Source organism: Micromonospora sp. CPCC 206060, assembly GCF_036906895.1.
Taxonomy (GTDB): Bacteria; Actinomycetota; Actinomycetes; order Mycobacteriales; family Micromonosporaceae; genus Micromonospora.
Genome location: NZ_JBAKHU010000017.1, coordinates 1 through 20,080, shown reverse-complemented (window position 1 = coordinate 20,080; position 20,080 = coordinate 1). Strand labels below are relative to the sequence as shown.

Below are 20,080 nucleotides of genomic sequence, written 5' to 3'. Positions count from 1 at the left end.
CGCCCACAGAGTGTCAAGCCGTTCCGGAGATTTCGGATATGTCGGGGGTGGTGCCGACCGGCAGCCGGACCGCAGCGGGGTCGCCAGCGCCACCCGCCGGGAGAACCCGTGACCATGTCAGCCACCTGACAGAGCCGGCACGCTCGACCACCGGCGGAAGGAGCGGCAGCTCAGCCCAGCCCGGCGGTCGCGACGTACGCCTCACCGTCGCCGGTGACCGTCAACGGGCCCGGTACCGCCGCACCGACCGCCGACTGCCCCGGGCCGAGCGTCACCGCGCCTGCCCCGTCGTCCAGCACGAGCTTGCCGGCCCGGCAGAAGACCACCCGGGGGCCCGGCACCGCCAGCCGGACCGGTTCCGTGGCATCGGCCGGGGTGACCCGGTGCAGCGCGAAGTCCTCGATCGGCACCGGCCAGGTCACCACCCCGGGAACCACCGGCACCGCCCGTACCACCGGATCGTCGAGCACCTCGAAACGCAGCACCCGCAGCAGCTCCGGCACGTCCACGTGCTTCGGGGTCAGACCGCCGCGCAGCACGTTGTCACTCGCCGCCATGATCTCCACCCCGGCGCCGTGCAGGTAGGCGTGCAGGTTGCCGGCCGGCATCCAGATCGCCTCCCCCTCGGCGAGCCGGACGTGGTTGAGCAGCAGGGCGACCAGCACCCCGGGATCACCCGGATACCGGTCGGCCAGGTCCCGGGCGAGGGCCGCGTCCGGGGCGTACCGCTCCGGGAGGTGGGCGGCCAGCACGGCGTCCAGCAGACCCGCGCGTTCCGTCGACGGCCAGCTCAGCAGGGTCCGTACCGCGTCGGAGAGGCCGGACACGCCGCCCCGCAGCGCGTCGACCACCGGGGCCAGGGCGGGCACGCCGAAGGCGTCGAACACCTCCGCCGAGCGCACCGGGTCACGGAAGCCGCAGAGCGCGTCGAACGGGGAGAGCGCGACCAGCAGCTCCGGCTTGTGGTACGGGTCGGCATAGTTGCGGTGGGCGACCGCCCCGTGCTGCTCGGCCGCGTACCCGGCCCGCGCCTGGTCGGCGTCCGGGTGGGCCTGCAACGACAGCGGGGCCTCCGCCGCCAGCACCTTGAGCAGGAACGGCAGCCGCGGGCCGAACCGCTCGACGACCCGCTCCCCCAGCCAGTGCCCCGGCTCGGCGGTCAGCACCTCCAGCAGGCTCCGGCGCCCGTCCTCGACAACCAGGGTGGCCGGGGCGCCCGGATGGGCACCCAGCCACAACTCCGCCTCCGGGCCGTCGCTGGGGGTGGGACGCCCCTGGAGCTCCGCGATCACCGACCGGGAGCCCCAGGCGTAACCCCGGATGGGGCCGTCGAGCAGGTGCACCGTCAACTCCCGTGCGTCCGGGCCGCCGCATCCGTCGTACCCGCGTCCCCGGTCGACGGCGTCGCGGCCGGTGCCGCCGCCCCGCCACCGGCTGCGGCGGCCTGCACGCGGTAGATGTCCGGCTCCAGGTAGATGACCCGGGCGACCGGGACGGCAGCGCGGATCCGGGACTCCACCACGTTGATGTTGCGGGCCAGCTCCTCGGCGGTCTCCCCCGGCTCCACCGCGACCTTCGCGGCCACCAGCAGCTCCTCCGGACCCAGGTAGAGGGTCTTCATGTGGATGATCCCCTCGACCTCCGGCCCCTCGGTGATGGCCCGCTCGATCACCGCCACGTCCTGCGCCTCGGCACCCTCACCGAGCAGCAGGCTCTTGGTCTCGATCGCCAGCACGATGGCGATGGTCACCAGCAGAATGCCGATCATCGCGGTGCCGGCGGCGTCCCAGAGCCCGTTGCCGGTGATCAGGGTCATCCCCACACCGATCAGAGCCAGCACCAGACCGACCAGGGCACCCAGGTCCTCCAGTAGCACCACCGGCAGCTCCGGTGCCTTGGCCCGCCGGACGAACTGCACCCAGGACGCCTTGCCCCGGACGTGGTTCGACTCCTTGATGGCGGTCCAGAAGGAGAAGCTCTCCATCACGATGGCGACCACCAGCACGGTGACCGGTACCCACTGCCAGGCGGTGATCGGCTCCGGGTGCGACCACTTGTGGTACGCCTCGTAGAGCGCGAACAGGCCACCGACACTGAACAGCACAATCGACACGATGAACGCGTAGACGTACCGCTCCCGGCCGTACCCGAAGGGGTGCTGTGGCGTGGCGGCCCGCTTGGCCCGCTTGCCACCGAGCAGCAGCAGGCCCTGGTTGCCGGAGTCGGCCACCGAGTGGATCGACTCGGCCAGCATCGACGACGAGCCGGTCAGGATCCAGGCGACGAACTTGGTGACCGCGATACCGACGTTGGCCAGCAGGGCCGCGACGATCGCCTTCGTACCGCCGTTGGCGCTCACGCGGTAGCCCCGCTCCGCCGGCCGGCGGCCCGCGGCGCCGCTGTGGCACCGCCGGAGATGGTGCACGTGCTCACTGGTTCGCCAGCTCCTTCATCTCGGTGATGGCCGGTACGGCCATCGGGTCCAGCCCGTGGGCCAGGGCGAGGTAGACCGAGGCGAAGTCGGGTACCGCGACGAGCGACGCGAGCCGCTCCAGTGCCGAACCGCCCTCGGCGGTGACCACGTCGCAGCGCACGCCGCGCCGCTCGGCGAGGGTCTGCACCGCGTCCGCCCGACGCTCCTCGACGGCGAGCGGCTCGTCCGTGTCGTCCTCGGCGTTCAGCCCGCCGTCGCGGAGCAGCACCAGCCGCAACCGGGTCGCCGGCGAGACGTCGTCGTCCGGGTCGGCGAAAATGTCCCGGGTCGACTCGACCAGACCGCCGAAGACGCCGTCGAGCAGACCGACCCGGCCCCGCCCGGCTTCACCGAGTGCACCCGCCACCACCGGGTAGCGGGCGTTCGCCGACAGGGTGTCGCCGAAGCGCCGGGCGGCGACCGTCGCCAGCGGGGACGAACCCCAGACGATCGGCACCGAACCGGCCAGCCCGAGCGCGAGCGACTTCGCCGGGTTCACGAACGACTCGGCGGTGGGTCGGCACCGGTCCGCGTCCGCGTCCAGCCGGGCCGCGGTCTCCGCCAGGTCCGCCTCATTGACCTTCACCAGGCCGAGGGTACGGGCGGCGAGCAGAACCGGCACGGTGAGCGCCCAGAGACTGGCCCGGGCCGGCGCCCGGCGGGGTACCGGGATGAACGGTGCCCGTACCCGGTCGGCGACCGACTGAAGCTGCGAGTCGGGGGCGCCGATCGCCACCAGCCGGGCACCCCGGCGGGCTGCCGCCTCGGCCGCACCGAGCGCCTCCGGGCTGCGACCCGAGGCGCTGATCGCGATGACCACGTCCGCCGCACCCACCCAGCCGGGAACCCCGGCGCTGCGGTGCGGGATCACCGGGACCGGGCAGCGCGGCCCGGCGACCGTGGCCAGCACGTCACCGGTACGCCCGGCGGTGCCGATACCGGCGATCACCACCGCCCTCGGGCGGCCCTCGTCGGCGAGCACCCCGAGGTTGGCCTCCGCCGCCAGTGCGGCCGACTCACGCACCTGGGCGCCCGCCGAGGCGGTGAACCGCAGCATGCCGCCCGGGTCCAGCTCGGCCAGGGCGTCCGGGTCGTCGAGCAGGGACTCCTCGGCCTCACGCCGACCGCTGACCCCGGCCACCGGCTCCATCACACCTGCCCCCCGGATCCGCCGCGCGCCTCGTCCAGCAGGAGCACCGGCACGTCGTCCCGGACCTCGAAGATCCGACCGCACTCGGTACAGGTCAGGGTCTGCGCGTCCGGGTCGTAGTTCAGCGGGGCGTGGTGTGTGTCGGGACAGGCGAGGATCTCGAGCAACTGCGGGTCCAGGGCCACGGCGCGGCTCCTTCCACGTATGCGGTCGGCCGGTCGTCGGTGGCGACCGGCGCACGGATCTTATCGGCGAACCAGGCCGAGCACGTCGTCGCGTAGCGAGATCATCCGCTCCCTGGACGGCGCCTCGACGTTGAGCCGCAGCAAAGGCTCGGTGTTGGACGGGCGGAGGTTGAGCCAGGCGCCGTCGGCGAAGCGGAGCGTCAAGCCGTCCAGTTCGTCGGCCGTCGCCTCCGGGTAGGCGGCCCTGACCTCGGCGATCTTCGCCGCCTGGTCGGCGACCGTGGAGTTGATCTCACCGGAGGCGACGTACCGCTCGTAGGCGCTGGCCAGCTCGGAGAGCGGCCGGTCCTGCCCGCCGAGCGCGGCGAGCAGGTGCATCGCGGCCAGCATGCCGGTGTCGGCGAACCAGAAGTCACGGAAGTAGTAGTGCGCCGAGTGCTCACCGCCGAAGACCGCACCGGTACGGGCCATCTCCGCCTTGATGAAGGAGTGCCCGACCCGGGTGCAGACCGGTTCACCGCCGTGCTCGCGGACGATCTCCGGCACAGCGCTGGAGGTGATGAGGTTGTGGATGACCGTCGAACCGGGGTGCTTTGCCAGCTCGCGGACCGCCACCAGGGCGGTGATCGCCGACGGGGAGACCGGCTCGCCCCGCTCGTCGACCACGAAGCACCGGTCGGCGTCGCCGTCGAACGCCAACCCCAGGTCGGCGCCGTGCTCGCGGACCGCGTGCTGAAGGTCGACCAGGTTGGCCGGGTCGAGCGGGTTGGCCTCGTGGTTGGGGAAGGAGCCGTCCAGCTCGAAGTAGAGCGGCACGATGGTCAACGGCAGGGCCGGCAGGACCGCGTCACCGAGCACGCTCGGTACGGTGTGGCCGCCCATCCCGTTGCCGGCGTCGACCACCACCTTCAGCGGCCGGATCCCGCGCAGGTCGACGAGGTTGCGTAGGTGCGCCGCGTAGTCGGCGAGCAGGTCGCGGCGCTCGATCGGCGCCACCGGCTCGCCCGCCGGGTGCGGCTCACCCTTGTCCAGCAACGCCTGGGCCCGATCCCGGATCTCGGCCAGGCCGGTGTCCTGACCGATCGGCCGGGCACCGGGGTAGCACATCTTGATCCCGTTGTAGCGGGCCGGATTGTGGCTGGCGGTGAACATCGCGCCGGGCAGGTCGAGGATGCCGGAGGCATAGTAGAGCAGGTCGGTGGAGCCGAGTCCGACATCGATCACCCCGACGCCCTCGGCGCGTACCCCGGCGGCGAAGGCGGCGGCCAGCCCGGGCGAGGTCTGCCGCATGTCGTACGCCACGACGACCGTGTCCCGGCGCTCGGCGGAACCGTTGAGGAGCTGGGCAAAGGCCGCCCCGAGAGCCTCTGCGGCGCGCTCGTCCCACTGCTGGGGAACCGTCCCTCGGACGTCGTACGCCTTGACGATCTGGGACAGCTCAGACACTGATCTCGCTCCTTACCGCAGTACGGCCACACCGTCAGCCGCTCGTCTTCGTCAACGCACCCGAGCGTATCGGAGCCCACCCGCCCAACCCGGGCCAAGGCGGACGACTGCACACCCGGCAACCGTCACCGGACGCCGCGACCGGGTGGGGCCAGCGGGCTCAGTTCGGCAGTCGGGGCAGGACCGCGGTCGCGTCGCCGGTGCCGGTGCCGGTGCCGGTGCCGGTGCCAGCGTGCGGCGGCGGACCCGCCGATGGCAGAACGGTGCCGGCCCGGTAGGTCGTACCGCCGGGATTGCCCGCGCCGGCCGGGACACCGGCTCCCGCACCTGCTCCGGGATGCCGCTCGGCCCGTGACCGGCGCAGCAGGAAGACCAGGAGAGCCACCCCGATAGCGACCATCACGGCGCCGAAGATCATGACGAAGGTACCGATCCCGAAGCCGCCACCCGAGGTCGTCGAGGCCTGCGCCGCAGCCGGCACCTCGGCGGCCGCCGGGGATGACTCGTTCGTCGGGCCGGCCGCCGCCACGGTCGGCGTCGCCTCGGCGGTCACCGACGGGGTCGGCGACGGGCTCGGCTTCCGGCTGGGGGTGGGCGTCGGGACGGCGCGGCCCCCCGCGACCTTCGAGGTGGTGGCGCCGTACCCGATGGTCCGCCCGGTACCGGCGATCGCCTGCCCGATGATGTTCAGCCGGCCGGACGGCGCCCCGGCCAGGAAGGTCACCCGGTACCGGACGGACAGGCTCTTGCCCTTGCACAGCGTCGGGTTGGTCGGGGCGGTACGGGCGGTGGTCAACGTGCCGGTCCCGGAGACCGGGATCGCCCGCCACTGTCCCGCCAACGCGACCTCGACCCGCACCTGCCGGGCGGTGACCCCGGGCAGTTGCAGCGCCAGGCCGGTACGCACCAGCACACAGCCGTCCGTCTTCTTGGTCACGCCCAGGTTCACCGCGCCGGGGCTGCCCCCGGCGGTGAAACTGCTGGCCGCCCGGACCCGCACGGAATCCCCCTCAGCCAGGGCCGGTGCCGCGCCGGTGGCCAGCAGTCCGGCCACGAGCGCGGCACCGGCCGCGAACCGTACCGCACCGCCACGTACCGACATGTCCACCTCACTGCGTCTATCCGGGTAGGTCGGCGGACAGGCTACTACCATCTCCGGTTCCCGTCCGGCCACGTGACGCACCGGCTGTCCGACGACCACGTCCCGAGGCCGGACGTGGACAGCGCGAACCCACCGGGTCCGGGCGGCTGTCGCCCACCCCGACGTACCCTCCGGCCGTTACCTCTTGATCGTCCCCAGCCGGAGTCCACCCGCACCTGCGCCCGCCGGCCCATGACCGGACCCTCTCCCAACCGGCTGCCACCGGCTGGAGTCACCGGCCGGCGAGCGCGGCCCGGCACATCCGGTCCGCCTGCCGGGTGGTCTCCGGCAGCCGGTACGTCGGGGCCAGCCGGAGCACCAGGGACGACGCGTTGTCCAGGCTGATCCGGTGACCGACCGAGACGAAGACCGGCTTCACCCCCGTCTGGGTCCGCAGCACCCGGCCGACGGTCTCCGGGCCGTCCCGCAGCTCGGTCCACGATCCCCGGTCCGGTGCCGGGGGCTCCCAGGTGCCGACCAGCGGGGTCTTCCCCACCCCCAGCGCCGGCAGCCCGGTGACCACGCCCAGATGACAGGCAAGCCCGAAGCGCCGCGGGTGGGCCAACCCGTGCCCGTCACAGACCAGCACCTCGGGCCGGACGGTCAGCCGGTCCAGCGCCGCCTCCAGCGCCGGCAACTCCCGGAACGCGAACAGCCCCGGGACGTACGGGAACGCCGGGCGGCCGGTGACCACCGCCGAGTCGACCACCGCGAGGGTACGGGCGTCCAGCACGGTCACCGCCGCCGCGAGGCGCTCACCGTCCTCGGCGTACGCCACGTCCAGGCCGGCCACCGTGGCGGGCTCGGCCGGTCCCGGCCCGGTCAGGTCGACCTCGGCCCGTAGCCGCTCCTGGATCGCCTCCGCCTCCTCAACATGCATGTAAGGAAGGGCCCCTTCTTATCGTTTTCGGTAGAGGAAGGGCCCCTTATTAACACGTTGCACCACAGCACCCGGGGCACGGCCCTCCAGACCGTTTACATCCGACGGTATGACACAAACAGGATGCAGCCGGACACTCCATAGGAACTCATCGATGGATAGGCTCCCGTCATCGTGATCGGTGGGCGGAATTCCGCCCACCCTCCAGTCGGGAGGCCCGATGAATCGCTGGCGCAAGATGCTCGGCCTGATGGCCACCGCGCTGACCGCGGTAACCGTCAGCAGCTTCACCCTGACCGCACCGGCCGCCGCCGAACCCACCGGCGACGTCAGCCCGTACGTCGTCGGTGGCACCCGTGCCGCCCTCGGCGAGTTCCCGTTCATGGTCCGGCTCTCCATGGGCTGCGGCGGCTCGCTCTACAGCCCGACCCTGGTGCTGACCGCCGCGCACTGCGTGGGCAGCACGGGCACCAACACCAGCATCACCGCGACCCTGGGCGTCGTCGACCTCCAGTCGACGACCGGTCGGATCACCGTCCGGTCCAACTACGTGTACCGGGCGCCCGGCTACAACGGGTCGGGCAAGGACTGGGCGCTGATCCGCCTCGCCACCCCGGTCACCAGCCTGGCCACCCTGCCGATCACCACCAGCACCGCGTACGACAGCGGCACCTTCACCGTCGCCGGTTGGGGAGCCACCCGCGAGGGCGGTGCCCAGTCCCGGTACCTGATGAAGGCGAACGTGCCGTTCGTCAGCGACAGCAGCTGCAACGCCTCGTACGGCGGCGACCTGATCCCCGCTGAGGAGATCTGCGCCGGCTACAGCAGCGGTGGTGTGGACACCTGCCAGGGCGACTCGGGTGGTCCGATGTTCCGGCGGAACTCGGCCGGCGCCTGGGTCCAGGTCGGCATCGTGAGCTGGGGTTACGGCTGCGCCCGCGCCGGCTACCCGGGTGTCTACACCCAGGTCAGCTACTTCGCCCCGGCGATCGCCTCGGCCGCCGCGAGCCTCGGCGGCTGAGCCCGCACCGCGTCGTAACCGATAGCGGCAGAACCGGGGACCGGTACCGGCGGGCAGCGTCCCGTCCCACCGGTCCCCGGACCGCGTCAACCATGTCGAGTCGCCAGAAAACAGAATCCCAGGTCCCCACCCGGCACATTTCCCGAGGCCGCCCTGCTGTTGTCGGCCAGCACGGTCGACGGACTCCCACCGTAAAAATCTGGACGAGGTTACTGAGCTGCTCGGGAAACTCGGCGGGCGTGATGCGACGCGGCCGACCGCCTCCTCCGGTTCGGCACGGCGGTCCGTGCTCAGCCCCGCGAGAATCCGCCGCTCCGCCTCCCACGGATCACGTGCCGTCGCGGCCCGGCACGCCCGGCAAACGGGAGGGGAGCGTCCCACCGACGGTACGGCCGGAAACCGGACCGTCAAGTAGGTCGATCCGGTTGACGTACGTTTCGTCGTACCCGTCGGTTGTCTCTTCGGTCTGCTCCCGGCGGGCGCTGAAGCCGCCCGGAGGCCGGTCCGCCAACGGCGCCGGCCGCCCGTCCGCACCGAGCACCAAGGCGTCGATGGAGGTGACGTTCCCGCCGTGCGGCACGCCGCGGTGACCGTAGAGTGGCAGGTCCGCCCGCACCTGGCCGCTCTGCGGGTCGAGATAGAGCACCGTGCCACCCTGGTTGAGCGCCACCCAGGCATGCGAGCCGCCCTGCTCCCAGGTGGTCACCAGGAAGGCGTACGAACCGTGTCCCTCGGCGAGCAGCTTGTCCCGGAGATCGGCGAACCCCCGGCCGACCGCCTGCCGTGCAGCCACCGCCGACAGGTTATCGTCAAGCGGACAGAGCTGCTGGAACACGCCACCGGTGATCTCCTCCACCCGTGCCGGCCCGCCAGCCTCACCGTCGACCGGCTGCCGGACATCGCCGTTCCAGTAGCCGTCGAAGGTGCGTGGCGCGGAAACCCGGGGCCGACCGTGCACCCAGGTCTCGTAGAGCGACAACGTGCAGTCCAGGCAGTTGATCGAGCGGGCCGGATCGGCCCGCGGGCCACCGTCGTTGGCCAACCGGAACCAGCTCCCCTGCCGGGGATCCGGGGTGCGGACCGGGTTCCCGTCCGGATCGAGCGGGATATGCCGCTCCAGGTCGGTCTGATGCAGCGCCAACGGACGGCGCAGGCCACCCCGCTCGCCGTACCGCCGACTGCGCTCGATCGGCGGTGGATCGTCGGATCCGGTCAGCGCCGAACGGTTGCCGGTACGGACCGGACCGTCGACCAGGTCACCCGCGTCGTCGTTGATCCGCGCGAAGTCACCGTCGTCGTCGATCTCGACCACGTCGGGCACGACCGATCCCGCGAGCACCGCCTCAGCAAGATCCTGCAACGCGTACGCCGTCCGCAACTCCCGACGACTGATCTGAAACCAACGGTCGGCAAGATCGGTCTCGCCATCTGCATCAAGCACACGTCCGCGAATGATGGCTTCTCGACCGCGTTGTTCGCCTTGTTCAGCAAGCACTCTTAGCCGCTCGGCCTCGTCCGCCCTTCGATTTACCTCATAGCGCTGCCGCTCTGCACGGAGATATCCGCGGTAGCGTCTACGGTCAACACCCTCCCGATTCGCTACTCGCCTGATGTCGTACCACTCAGGGGTGCGTGGTGCCGGAGGACCGACCTGATCCGGGCCGGTCGCATCGGCTGTAGCGGGCTGCGGGTTAGGCGTAGGGGTGCCGTTTCCCAAGGCCTCAAGCAGAGGAAAACGAGGATTCGGCGGCGGGAGTGGTGCCCCCGGCAGGGCACTACCGGTGCCAGTGAGAGAAACCGTGCGGGTGTCAGGTTGGCTACCGACTGCTGGCACGGATGGATCAGACGGCACGGGCGTAACGGGAAGGACGGCGCTACCCGATATCGGGGACGTGAGGCTGGTAGGTGCGGCAGACAGACCGATTCCGGACGAGCCCCTGGCAGTTGGCTCGGGCGACCCTCCCGTGTCGGTTGCCGGTGTCACCGAATCCACGTCAGCGGGGCCCAGGCCATTCAACGACAGCGTCGGAGCAGGTACGGCGTCTGGATGCTCCGCCGAAGCTGGGTGGTTCACGACGGACGCTGGTGCGGTGGCCGGCAGATCCGCAGGGCCACCCCGGCCCGGATGAGGTGAAGCTTCCGGCGAGTTCTCGGGTACCAGCGCGGAGCGGTCCGCCGCCCACTCCGGCTGAACCGGCCTGGTCCGCTCACCAGATGGCTCTTCACCGATCAGTCGAGCCTCGTCGGCGCTTTCGGCCACTGATGGGGTTCCCGCCACCACAGGCGAGGAAGGGCCCACCGGGGTACCCGCCTCCGCCGGTGCCCGACCTGGCAGATCTGCCGGCACTGAGGGCGTACCGGCAAGGGCGTCAAGCCGTCCGTCGAGCTTGGTATGCAGCGCGGCGTCGCTCTGGCTGACGGCCGAGGCGCTGAGACCGGACGTCGCGGCCCGGGCGCTGTCCTCGAACGAAGTCAGGCCGCCACCTGTTGCCAGACTCGCCAGGTTGTCGGCGAGTACCTCACCAGCCATGCTGCGGCCGAGGCCCTCGGCGATCTGGGCCCGGCGTCCCATCGCGTGTGGCCCCAGCCCGGCGAGAGAGGCCCCAGCTCCACCCACGAAGCCACCCAACGCCGATCTGCCAACTGAGTCGAGGTCCAGGCCGTCACGACGACCCGTGCTGTTCTGGTAGCCCTGGATTGCGAGATCGATACCGACCTCCTCGCCCGCTTCCTTCAGTCCTTCGACACCGGCCCGGGCCGCCAGTCCTTTCATCCCTCCCTCGGCGAGTTGGCGGGCCGCCTTCTCGCCAGCTTCCTTGAGCCCGTGGCGGAGGGATTTCCGGGCGAGCTGACCGATCAGTCGTTTGAAGATCTGCTGGATGACGGCTCGGGTGGCTGCCATAGCCGCCGCAGCAGCAGGCGATGCCGCACCGGCGGTCAACGCGACCGCGACCGCCAAAGCGAGTAGTTCCACGACGAGGATGCCCAGCTGGATCCAGACCTCGATCTTCGCTGCCTCGATGTCACAGCCACACTCCTGGACCAGCCTGCCCATCTCATGGCTGATCGTGGCCAACGCGTACAGCGGCGCCTCATCGCCCTCGGCGACCTTGCGCCAAGCGGTTTCGAAGGCGGTGTACACCACACCGGTGTGACCGTATGCCGCACGCACCTCATTGGCAGCGGCGATGACGTCGTCACGCGGACCAGCAAACGTGGCAGCGACCGAGAACCACTGGTCAGCGAGGTCCCACACCGCCTTCTCGTTACCCTCGGGCCACTCGACGCCGATGACCCACTCGAGCGCTTCGTAGATCCAACCAGGCAGGTCCCAGGGCGAGTAGTCCAAGGGATGCGGGATGGGACTGGGCAGGATGGTCATGGAAGCCGTACCGATCAGCGGGGACGAGCGGTCCGTTGAATCCGCCCCGCATTGGCGGCATCGGTCTCGGTGCTGGCCCGTACCGCCTGGACCACATCGTTTCCAAGCCGATCGACGTAGCTACCCAGGCGCTGCCACCCCTGTAGAAATGTCGTTTCAAACTCGCGGTACTTCTGGTCGAAGGCCGATCCGATGTCGTCCCTGCCCCACGGACGTTGGGCGCTCGCTGCCGCAATCTCTTCGCCCAGTTTCCTGCGTCCGGCACCTATAGCTCGGCCGCCTGACGCCAACTCCGATCCTGCACGATGGGCACGAGCCCGGTCGAGCCACAACTCGCCGTCAGCCATTTCGCTCCGTATCTCCGTCCGTGTCTCCGCCCAGTACGGCGTCGCTGCGCCGGAGCAGGGAACCGAAGTTGCCGTCCCTCAGGTAGTCGAGTGCACCCGAGCCGGCTGGAAGGTAGGCGGCCACCAGCCGCTGCGTAGCTTCTGTCGCGGCCGTCGTGGCGCCGTGGATCGTCTCGGTGATGGTCCGGCCAAGTCGATCCACATCACGTTCGCGCTGCACCGCCGCATCGAGCGTCACACTGATGACCTGCCCCCGGGGCCCGACAACGACGGTCACCAGACCGTCAGCGGACCTTTCGGTGAGACGGAGCGCGGCGAGTTTCTCCTGCAACTCGTCCAATCCGGACCGGAGCTGCCGGTATTGGCTATGCACCTCCGCGAATCGCTCCCGCAGACGCTGGTTGACATCTCGGTCGGCGCTTTCCGTCACCGCCGCCTCCCCGCCGTCACTTTCGGTACGGCAGACCATACCGGGCGCCACCGACGCGTGGGGGTCAGGTAGCTTCCGGTAGGTGATCAGCCGACAGGAAGCTGAGGAAATCGCGACCGTCTGGGCTCGACGTGACTCATTGCGCCTCGGTCGCCCGTGCACGCCGGTGGTGCACGAGTTCGACCTCGGCTATCTCATTACCTCCACCGTGCCCCCGACGATGACCACGACGCCGGGCGACCTACCCCATGCGGTCGTCGACAAGGAGACCGGGGAGGTCTCCAACTGGCCACGGCTACCCGCCCCGGTGGTCGAGCGCCTCTACCGGGAGGATCGCACCGCCCGCCCGGTGTTCCCGCGGACCGTGGACCCGGCCGAACAACTGCTCCGCAGCGTACGGAGGGCAGCCACCCCCGGCACCGCCGCGCATCTGACTGTCGAAGGCCGTCTACACATTGCCAACGGCGCCAAGGGTGAGGTGGAGCTACGGCATCACCCTCTCGTCCGGGCCTATCTGGACGAGTTACCACCCGGCAGGCTGGTACGCGGCGGCGAACGACACGCCGAACTGATCGTGGTTTCCGATGCACTACATGCCGAGGACCAGCAGCGAGCCGCCGACGGTCAACCGCCTGCGGACATGGTCGATGTGGTGGGCCTGTTCGAAGAGGCCCGTCTGGAGATCTTCCGGATCCGCGAGCCCGGAGATCCGGCGGGTGGTCGGGCAGAGCGGCCCTGCGACTCGTGCCTCAACGCTTTGGTCCACTTCGGGCTGCTCCCCTGGTCAGAGTTGGCGTTCACCCGGGAATGGCGGCCCGATCCGCAGCCATCGCCGCAACCTGGCCGGTTCCCACCCGAGGTCAGCAACGCACTAGTAGCAGCAGGCTGGCAACCAGACTCATTCACTGATGAGGTTTATGCCCATGCAGCCATCAGAAGAGCTAATGAAGTCTTGCCCACCCTCACACCCTTCCCAGCAGCGGAACTGGCACTGACAAAGTTCCCCGGGCTAGCCGGCGGTCGGCGGGGGCCGGGCGAGGAGGTATGGATCTCCCGCTTCGACATCAGGCCGGCTTCGGCTGCGCACAGCGCTGACACCCTTGCCGACTTCGGCAGGCTGCTGGGTGTACGGCTCTTCCCGATCGGCTCGGAGCAACAGGAGAGCATCCTCGCTGTCGACGAGCACGGGCGGGTCTTCGCCCTCGACCAGGCCGGTGAGTGGTTCCTCGGCGCCGACATCGACGCCGCGCTGACCACTCTCCTACTCGGCAGGGCGCCCGCCCGGGTACGCGACGACGGCACCTGGTGACCGCCGAAGGGCGTTAACAAGGGGCCCTTCCTCTACCGAAAACGTTAATAGGGGGCCCTTCCTTACAACTCCAGGGCGGTGAACACCATGACTCTCGGGTCGGTGTAGTCGTCCATGGCGCTGCGTAGGCCCTCCCGGCCGACACCGCTGCCCTTGACGCCGCCGTACGGCATCTGGTCGGCCCGGTACGACGGCACGTCGCCGATGATCACGCCGCCGACGTCGAGGACCCGGTGGGCGGCGAAGGCGACGTCCACCCGGTGGGTGAACACCCCGGCCTGGAGGCCGTACGCGGAGTCGTTGATCGCGGCGAACCCGGCCCGGTCGTCGGTGACCGGGGCGACCACCAGCACCGGCCCGAAGACCTCCTCGGCGCAGACCTTCGCGTCGGCCGGTACCCCGGTGAGCACGGTCGGCGGGTAGCTGGTGCCGTCCCGCCGGCCGCCGACGTTCAGCGTGGCGCCGGCAACGACCGCCTCGTCGACCCACTGCTCGACCCGCTGGGCAGCCGCCTCACTGATCAGTGGGCCGACGTCGGTGTGCTCGTCGGTCGGGTCACCGGTCCGCAGCGCCCCGACCGCCGCGACCAGCCGGGGCAGGAACCCGTCGTAGAGCCATTCGTGCACGTACACCCGCTGCACGGCGATGCAGCTCTGCCCGGCCTGGTAGTTGGCGAAGGTGGCGATCCGGTGCGCGGCGAAGGTCAGGTCCTCGTCCGACGACCAGTCCTCGCAGATCAGTGCGGCGGCGTTGCCGCCCAGTTCCAGGGTGACGTGTTTCTCGGGTACGGCGCGCCGGATGGCGGCGCCGACCGGGCCGCTGCCGGTGAAGGAGACGACCGGCAGCCGGGGGTCGGCGACCAGTTCGGCGGCGCGCTCGTTGGGTAGCGGCAGCACGGAGAACATCCCGGCCGGCAGGGCCGTCTCAGCGAGCAGTTCGCCGAGGAGCAGCGCGGAGAGCGGGGTGGCCGGGGCCGGCTTGACGATGATCGGGGCGCCGACGGCGATGGCCGGGGCGACCTTGTGGGCGACCAGGTTGAGCGGGAAGTTGAACGGGGCGATGCCGAGCACCGGGCCCTTGGGCGCCCGGCGGACCAGGGCGGTCCGCCCGGTGGCGGTCGGGTCGGTGTCGAGGCGTTGCAGCTCGCCGGAGAAGCGGCGGGCCTCCTCGGCGGCCCAGCGGAACGTGGAGACGGCCCGGCTGACCTCGGCCCGCGCCCACTTGACCGGTTTGCCGTTCTCGGCGGTGATCAGTCGGGCGATCTCCTCGGCGCGTTCGGCGAGCCGGCGGGAGACGTGGTCGAGGGCGGCGGCCCGCGCGTGGGCGGGCAGGGCCGCGGCCTCCGCCGCCACCCCGGCCGCTGCCGCGACGGCGGCTTCGACCTGGTCGGGCGTGGCATGGCTGGTACGTCCGACCGGGTGCCCGTCGTACGGGTGGTGCACGGTCAGCTCACCCTCGCCGTGCTCGGGTCGGCCGGCGACAAAGAACGCTCTGGGCTCCACTCGGGCAGCCTAAACGACCAGGCCATCTCACGGAAACAGTCGCCTCAACCCTTGTCTGCCGCGAATTCAGTGGCCAAGATGGCAGCAAGACTGCGATTACCGCCGCACACGTCACCCTCGGCCACTCTCGGAGATCAGTCATGAGCGACCAGCAGAAGCTGCGCAACTTCGTCAACGGCGAGTATGTCGACCCGGTCGATGGCGGTTACGCGGATCTCGTTGACCCGTGCACGGGTGAGGTGTTCGCCCAGGCGCCGGTCTCCGGGGCGGCCGATGTGGATGCGGCCATGCGGGCTGCCGCGACCGCCTTCGAGACGTGGCGGGACGCCACCCCGGCGGAGCGGCAGCGGGCACTGCTGAAGTTCGCCGACGCGGTGGAGGCACGCGCGGCCGAACTGGTCGACGCGGAGGTACGTAACACCGGCAAGCCTCGGCAGCTCACCGCCGAGGAGGAGCTGCCGCCGGCCGTGGACGAGCTGCGGTTCTTCGCGGGTGCGGCGCGGGTGCTGGAGGGGCGCTCGGCCGGGGAGTACCTGGCCGGGCACACGTCGTACGTGCGGCGCGAGCCGATCGGGGTGTGCGCCCAGGTCACCCCGTGGAACTACCCGCTGATGATGGCGGTCTGGAAGATCGCCCCGGCGCTGGCGGCCGGCAACACGGTGGTGCTCAAGCCGTCGGACACCACCCCGGTCTCGACGCTGCTGCTGGCCGAGATCGCCGCCGAGTTCTTCCCGCCGGGCGTGTTCAACGTGGTCTGCGGTGACCGGGACACCGGTCGTGCCCTGGTCGCCCACCGGACCCCGCAGCTGGTGTCGATCACCGGCTCGACCCGGGCGGGCATGGAGGTCGCGGCGGCTGCCGCGCCCGACCTGAAGCGGACGCACCTGGAGTTGGGCGGCAAGGCCCCGGTGGTGATCTTCGACGACGCGGACATCGCAAAGGCCGCCGAGGCGATCGCCGTGGGTGGCTACTTCAATGCCGGGCAGGACTGCACGGCGGCGACCCGGGTGCTGACCGGGCCGGGCGTGTACGACGACTTCGTCGCGGCCCTGACCGAGCAGGCGCGGAACACGAGGACCGGCGCCCCGGACGACGCGGACGTGCTCTACGGCCCGCTGAACAACGCCAACCAGCTCGCCCGGGTACGCGGGTTCGTGGACCGGCTGCCGGACCACGCAAACGTGCACACCGGCGGTTCGCGGGTCGGTGAGCGTGGTTTCTTCTACGCCCCGACGGTGGTCTCCGGGGTGCGTCAGGCCGACGAGATCATCCAGGACGAGGTGTTCGGACCGGTCATCACGGTCCAGCGGTTCTCCGACGAGGACGAGGCGGTGCGCTGGGCCAACGGCGTGGAGTACGGCCTGTCCGCGTCGGTCTGGACCTCCGACCACGGTCGGGCGATGCGGATGACCCGGCGGTTGGACTTCGGCTGCGTCTGGGTGAACACCCACATCCCGTTCGTCTCGGAGATGCCGCACGGCGGGTTCAAGCACTCCGGGCACGGCAAGGACCTGTCGATGTACAGCCTGGAGGACTACACCCGGGTCAAGCACGTCATGCACAACATCGAGGGCTGAACCACCGTGAGCGCGAGGAGTGAGCTTGCGAGCCCCGCAGTCGCGAACCAGGGAGTTGCCGTGATGTCTTCGGAGGAGCTGCACAAGCGGCGTGGGGCTGCGGTGGCCCGGGGTGTCGGGAGTGTCATCAACTCCTACGTCGACCACGCCTCGGGTGGGACGGTCACCGACGTCGAGGGGCGGGAGTGGATCGACTTCGCCGCCGGTATCGCGGTGACCAACGTCGGCAACTCGGCCCCGAGGGTGGTCGAGGCGGTCCGCGCCCAGGTCGAACGGTTCACCCACACCTGTTTCATGGTCGCCCCGTACGAGTCGTACGTGGCGGTCTGCGAGCGGTTGAACGCGCTCACCCCGGGTGGCTTCGAGAAGCGCTCCGCGTTGTTCAACTCCGGTGCCGAGGCGGTGGAGAACGCGGTCAAGATCGCCCGGCACGCGACCGGCCGCCCGGCGGTGGTGGTCTTCGACCACGCGTACCACGGCCGAACGAACCTGACCATGGCGTTGACCGCGAAGAACATGCCGTACAAGCACCGGTTCGGGCCGTTCGCCGGTGAGGTCTACCGGGTGCCGATGTCGTACCCGCTGCGCGACGGCGGCCTGTCGGGCGCGGAGGCGGCGGCCCGGGCGGTCGAGACGGTGGAGAAGCAGGTCGGCGCGGAGAACGTGGCCGCGCTGCTGATCGAGCCGATCCAGGGCGAGGGCGGTTTCGTGGTACCCGCGCCCGGCTTCCTGCCGGCGCTGCGCGAGTGGGCGACGGCGGCCGATGTGGTGTTCATCGCCGACGAGATCCAGACCGGGTTCTGTCGGACCGGGGACTGGTTCGCCTGTGACCACGAGCGGGTCGAGCCAGATCTGGTCGCCCTGGCCAAGGGGATCGCCGGTGGTCTGCCGCTGGCTGCGGTGACCGGGCGGGCCGAGTTGATGGACGCGGTGCACGCCGGCGGCCTCGGCGGCACGTACGGCGGTAACCCGATCGCCTGCGCGGCGGCGTTGGCGAGCATCGAGACGATGCACGAGCTGGACCTGGTCGCCGCCGCCCGGCGGATCGAGTCGGTGCTGGTGCCCCGGCTGCGGGCCATCGCCGAACGGTCCGGTGGCCGGGTCGCCGAGGTACGGGGGCGGGGCGCGATGCTCGCGGTGGAGCTGGTGCAGCCGGGCACAGTGACCCCGGATCCGGTGGGTACGGCGGCGGTGTCGGCGGCCTGTCACAGCGCCGGTCTGCTCACCCTGACCTGCGGGACGTACGGCAACGTGCTGCGCTTCCTGCCGCCGTTGGTGATCTCGGACGACGAGCTGGAGCGTGGCCTGGACATCCTGGCCGCCGCCTTCGACTGACTGCCCAGTCAACAACTTGATAGATACATCTCTACATTTGAATAATGTTCATCTAGCATCTCCTCATCGATCAGCGTTTGTCGATCGGCCCGCCATGAGCGGGCCGATCGCGCATCGGAAGGGGACGCTCGAATGGCATCTTCACCCTCCCACAGACGTCGCTGGCGCCTCGGCGTGGCGACGACCGCGGTGGCCGCGGCGGTGGCTTTCGGTTCACCAGCGACGGCAGCCCCCGCCGAGGGGCAGATCCTCCAGGCCGGCGGTGCCACCGCCGTCACCGAGTCGTACATCGTCGTGTTCAAGGACACCGTGGGCCGGACCGGCGTCGCCGGCAAGGCCCGCGACCTCGCCGGGCGGCACGGTGGGTCGGTGGCCCGGACCTACTCCAACGCCCTGCTCGGCTTCGAGGCGAAGCTCAGCGAGGCCCAGGCCCGGCGGCTCGCCGCCGACCCGTCGGTCCGGTACGTCCAGCAGAACCACACGGTCAGCATCAGCGGCACCCAGTCCCCCACCCCCTCGTGGGGCCTGGACCGCAGTGACCAGCGTGCCCTGCCGCTGAACAACTCCTACACGTACCCGAACACCGGCTCCGGTGTCCGGGCGTACATCATCGACACCGGTGTCCGGTTCAGCCACAGTGACTTCGGTGGCCGGGCGGTGAGCGGCTTCGACGCCATCGACGGCGGCACCGCGGACGACTGCAACGGCCACGGCACCCACGTCGCCGGCACCGTCGGCGGCACCGCGTACGGCATCGCCAAGGGTGTCACCCTGGTCGGTGTCCGGGTCCTGGACTGCGGCGGCAGCGGCACCTACGCCCAGGTCATCGCGGGCATCGACTGGGTCACCGGGGACCACGACCCGGGTGAGCCGGCGGTCGCCAACATGAGCCTCGGCGGCGGCTTCGACCAGGCCACCAACGACGCCGTCACCCGCTCGATCGCCGACGGCGTCAGCTACGGCGTCGCGGCCGGCAACGAGACCGGCACGGACGCCTGCACCAAGTCCCCGGCCAGCACCCCGAACGCGATCACCGTCGGCTCGACCACCAACACCGACGCCCGGTCGTCCTTCTCCAACATCGGTACCTGCCTGGACATCTTCGCCCCGGGCTCGTCGATCACCTCGGCGTGGAACACCAACGACACCGCGACCAACACCATCAGCGGTACGTCGATGGCGACCCCGCACGTGGTCGGCGCGGCGGCCCTGGTCCTCGCGGCCAGCCCGTCGTACACCCCGCAGCAGGTCCGCGACAAGCTGGTCAACGACGCCACCAGCGGCGTGGTCACCAGCCCCGGCACCGGCTCGCCGAACAAGCTGCTCTACGTCGGCAACATCACCCCGCCGACCCAGGACTTCTCGATCGCGGTCGCCCCGACCTCCGGTTCGGTGAACCCGGGCAGCTCGGTCACCGCCACGGTCAGCACCGCTACCACGGTCGGCAGCCCGCAGACCGTCGCGCTCTCCGCCAGCGGCCTGCCCAGCGGGGCGACCGCCAGCTTCAGCCCGTCCTCGGTCAGCTCCGGCGCCTCGTCGGCGCTGACCATCGCCACCACCTCGGCGACCGCCCCGGGCACGTACCAGGTGACGATCACCGGCGTCGGCGGCGTGACCACCCAGACCACGTCGTACACGCTGACCGTCAACGGGCCGCCCGGCTGCTCGCAGACCAACGGCACCGACGCGACCATCGCCGACAACAGCACGGTGCAGAGCTCGATCACCATCTCCGGCTGCGCCGGTAACGCCGGTACGGGCAGCACCGTCGCGGTGGACATCGTGCACACCTACATCGGTGACCTGGTGGTCAGCCTGATCGCCCCGGACGGCACGGCGTACGCGCTGCACAACCGGACCGGCGGCTCGGCCGACAACATCAACCAGACGTACACGGTCAAC

At 70.6% G+C, this 20,080-nt stretch carries 15 protein-coding genes; 5 read left to right on the top strand and 10 right to left on the bottom strand.

What is annotated here, in order from left to right; translation table 11 throughout:
- Positions 1–170 precede the first annotated feature (170 nt).
- From manA to nfi, 7 genes are all read right to left on the bottom strand, one after another.
- Entirely contained in the window at positions 171–1,343 is a 1,173-nt protein-coding gene (gene manA / locus V6U90_RS13855; protein WP_334435415.1) for a mannose-6-phosphate isomerase, class I, read from the bottom strand.
- 2 nt (positions 1,344–1,345) lie between these two features.
- Entirely contained in the window at positions 1,346–2,359 is a 1,014-nt protein-coding gene (locus V6U90_RS13850) for a cation diffusion facilitator family transporter (protein WP_334435413.1), read from the bottom strand.
- 70 nt (positions 2,360–2,429) lie between these two features.
- Positions 2,430–3,623, bottom strand: a complete 1,194-nt coding sequence (locus V6U90_RS13845) for an SIS domain-containing protein (protein WP_442933585.1) — start codon at positions 3,621–3,623, stop codon at positions 2,430–2,432.
- Positions 3,623–3,808, bottom strand: coding sequence for a Trm112 family protein (locus V6U90_RS13840; RefSeq protein ID WP_334435408.1), 186 nt, complete (start codon positions 3,806–3,808; stop codon positions 3,623–3,625). Before V6U90_RS13840 ends, V6U90_RS13845 begins: the two co-directional genes overlap by 1 nt.
- Positions 3,809–3,868: 60 nt before the next feature.
- Complete coding sequence (locus V6U90_RS13835) at positions 3,869–5,254, bottom strand: phosphomannomutase/phosphoglucomutase (protein WP_334435405.1); 1,386 nt, start codon at positions 5,252–5,254, stop codon at positions 3,869–3,871.
- Positions 5,255–5,414: 160 nt separating this feature from the next.
- Positions 5,415–6,356: a hypothetical protein gene (locus V6U90_RS13830; protein ID WP_334435403.1), complete on the bottom strand. Its 942-nt coding sequence runs from the start codon at positions 6,354–6,356 to the stop codon at positions 5,415–5,417.
- A 271-nt stretch (positions 6,357–6,627) separates the two neighbouring features.
- Positions 6,628–7,275 (bottom strand): deoxyribonuclease V, encoded by a 648-nt coding sequence (gene nfi, locus V6U90_RS13825; RefSeq protein WP_334435401.1) that lies wholly within the window; start codon positions 7,273–7,275, stop codon positions 6,628–6,630.
- Between the two features lie 220 nt (positions 7,276–7,495).
- Here nfi and V6U90_RS13820 point away from each other — a divergent pair, with 220 nt between their 5' ends.
- A complete protein-coding gene (locus tag V6U90_RS13820; protein WP_334435399.1) occupies positions 7,496–8,296 on the top strand; it encodes a S1 family peptidase in 801 nt (266 codons plus the stop codon).
- Between the two features lie 328 nt (positions 8,297–8,624).
- Here the strand turns inward: V6U90_RS13820 and V6U90_RS13815 are convergent, their stop codons facing one another.
- Together V6U90_RS13815 and V6U90_RS13810 are read right to left on the bottom strand one after the other, a co-directional pair.
- On the bottom strand, positions 8,625–11,678 hold the full coding sequence (locus V6U90_RS13815) for a toxin glutamine deamidase domain-containing protein (protein WP_334435397.1): 3,054 nt from the start codon (positions 11,676–11,678) through the stop codon (positions 8,625–8,627).
- A 339-nt stretch (positions 11,679–12,017) separates the two neighbouring features.
- Positions 12,018–12,455 carry a YbaB/EbfC family nucleoid-associated protein gene (locus tag V6U90_RS13810; protein WP_334435394.1) on the bottom strand — a complete coding sequence of 146 codons (438 nt, stop codon included), beginning with the start codon at positions 12,453–12,455 and terminating at the stop codon, positions 12,018–12,020.
- An 82-nt stretch (positions 12,456–12,537) separates the two neighbouring features.
- Between V6U90_RS13810 and V6U90_RS13805 the strand changes: the two genes are divergently transcribed.
- The gene (locus V6U90_RS13805; RefSeq protein WP_334435392.1) at positions 12,538–13,764 is read left to right on the top strand and encodes an SUKH-3 domain-containing protein; all 1,227 of its coding nucleotides are present in this window, start codon (positions 12,538–12,540) and stop codon (positions 13,762–13,764) included.
- Positions 13,765–13,826: 62 nt separating this feature from the next.
- Here V6U90_RS13805 and V6U90_RS13800 read toward each other — a convergent pair whose 3' ends face one another.
- Entirely contained in the window at positions 13,827–15,266 is a 1,440-nt protein-coding gene (locus V6U90_RS13800; RefSeq protein WP_334435390.1) for an aldehyde dehydrogenase family protein, read from the bottom strand.
- A gap of 140 nt (positions 15,267–15,406) precedes the next feature.
- Here V6U90_RS13800 and V6U90_RS13795 point away from each other — a divergent pair, with 140 nt between their 5' ends.
- From V6U90_RS13795 to V6U90_RS13785, 3 genes are all read left to right on the top strand, one after another.
- Positions 15,407–16,843 (top strand): gamma-aminobutyraldehyde dehydrogenase, encoded by a 1,437-nt coding sequence (locus tag V6U90_RS13795; RefSeq protein ID WP_334435388.1) that lies wholly within the window; start codon positions 15,407–15,409, stop codon positions 16,841–16,843.
- A gap of 60 nt (positions 16,844–16,903) precedes the next feature.
- Complete coding sequence (gene gabT / locus V6U90_RS13790) at positions 16,904–18,178, top strand: 4-aminobutyrate--2-oxoglutarate transaminase (protein ID WP_334435385.1); 1,275 nt, start codon at positions 16,904–16,906, stop codon at positions 18,176–18,178.
- Between the two features lie 132 nt (positions 18,179–18,310).
- Positions 18,311–20,080 (top strand): S8 family peptidase (locus V6U90_RS13785; RefSeq protein WP_334435382.1); only part of this gene is annotated, 1,770 nt, incomplete at its 3' end.

What these genes read in the sequence shown, in the direction of transcription:
- V6U90_RS13795 (WP_334435388.1), top strand. Translation starts at nt 15,407, where the DNA reads ATGAGCGACCAGCAGAAGCTGCGCAACTTCGTCAACGGCGAGTATGTC.
- nfi (WP_334435401.1), bottom strand. Translation starts at nt 7,275, where the DNA reads ATGCATGTTGAGGAGGCGGAGGCGATCCAGGAGCGGCTACGGGCCGAG.
- V6U90_RS13845 (WP_442933585.1), bottom strand. Translation starts at nt 3,623, where the DNA reads ATGGAGCCGGTGGCCGGGGTCAGCGGTCGGCGTGAGGCCGAGGAGTCC.
- V6U90_RS13815 (WP_334435397.1), bottom strand. Translation starts at nt 11,678, where the DNA reads ATGACCATCCTGCCCAGTCCCATCCCGCATCCCTTGGACTACTCGCCC.
- V6U90_RS13830 (WP_334435403.1), bottom strand. Translation starts at nt 6,356, where the DNA reads ATGTCGGTACGTGGCGGTGCGGTACGGTTCGCGGCCGGTGCCGCGCTC.
- V6U90_RS13820 (WP_334435399.1), top strand. Translation starts at nt 7,496, where the DNA reads ATGAATCGCTGGCGCAAGATGCTCGGCCTGATGGCCACCGCGCTGACC.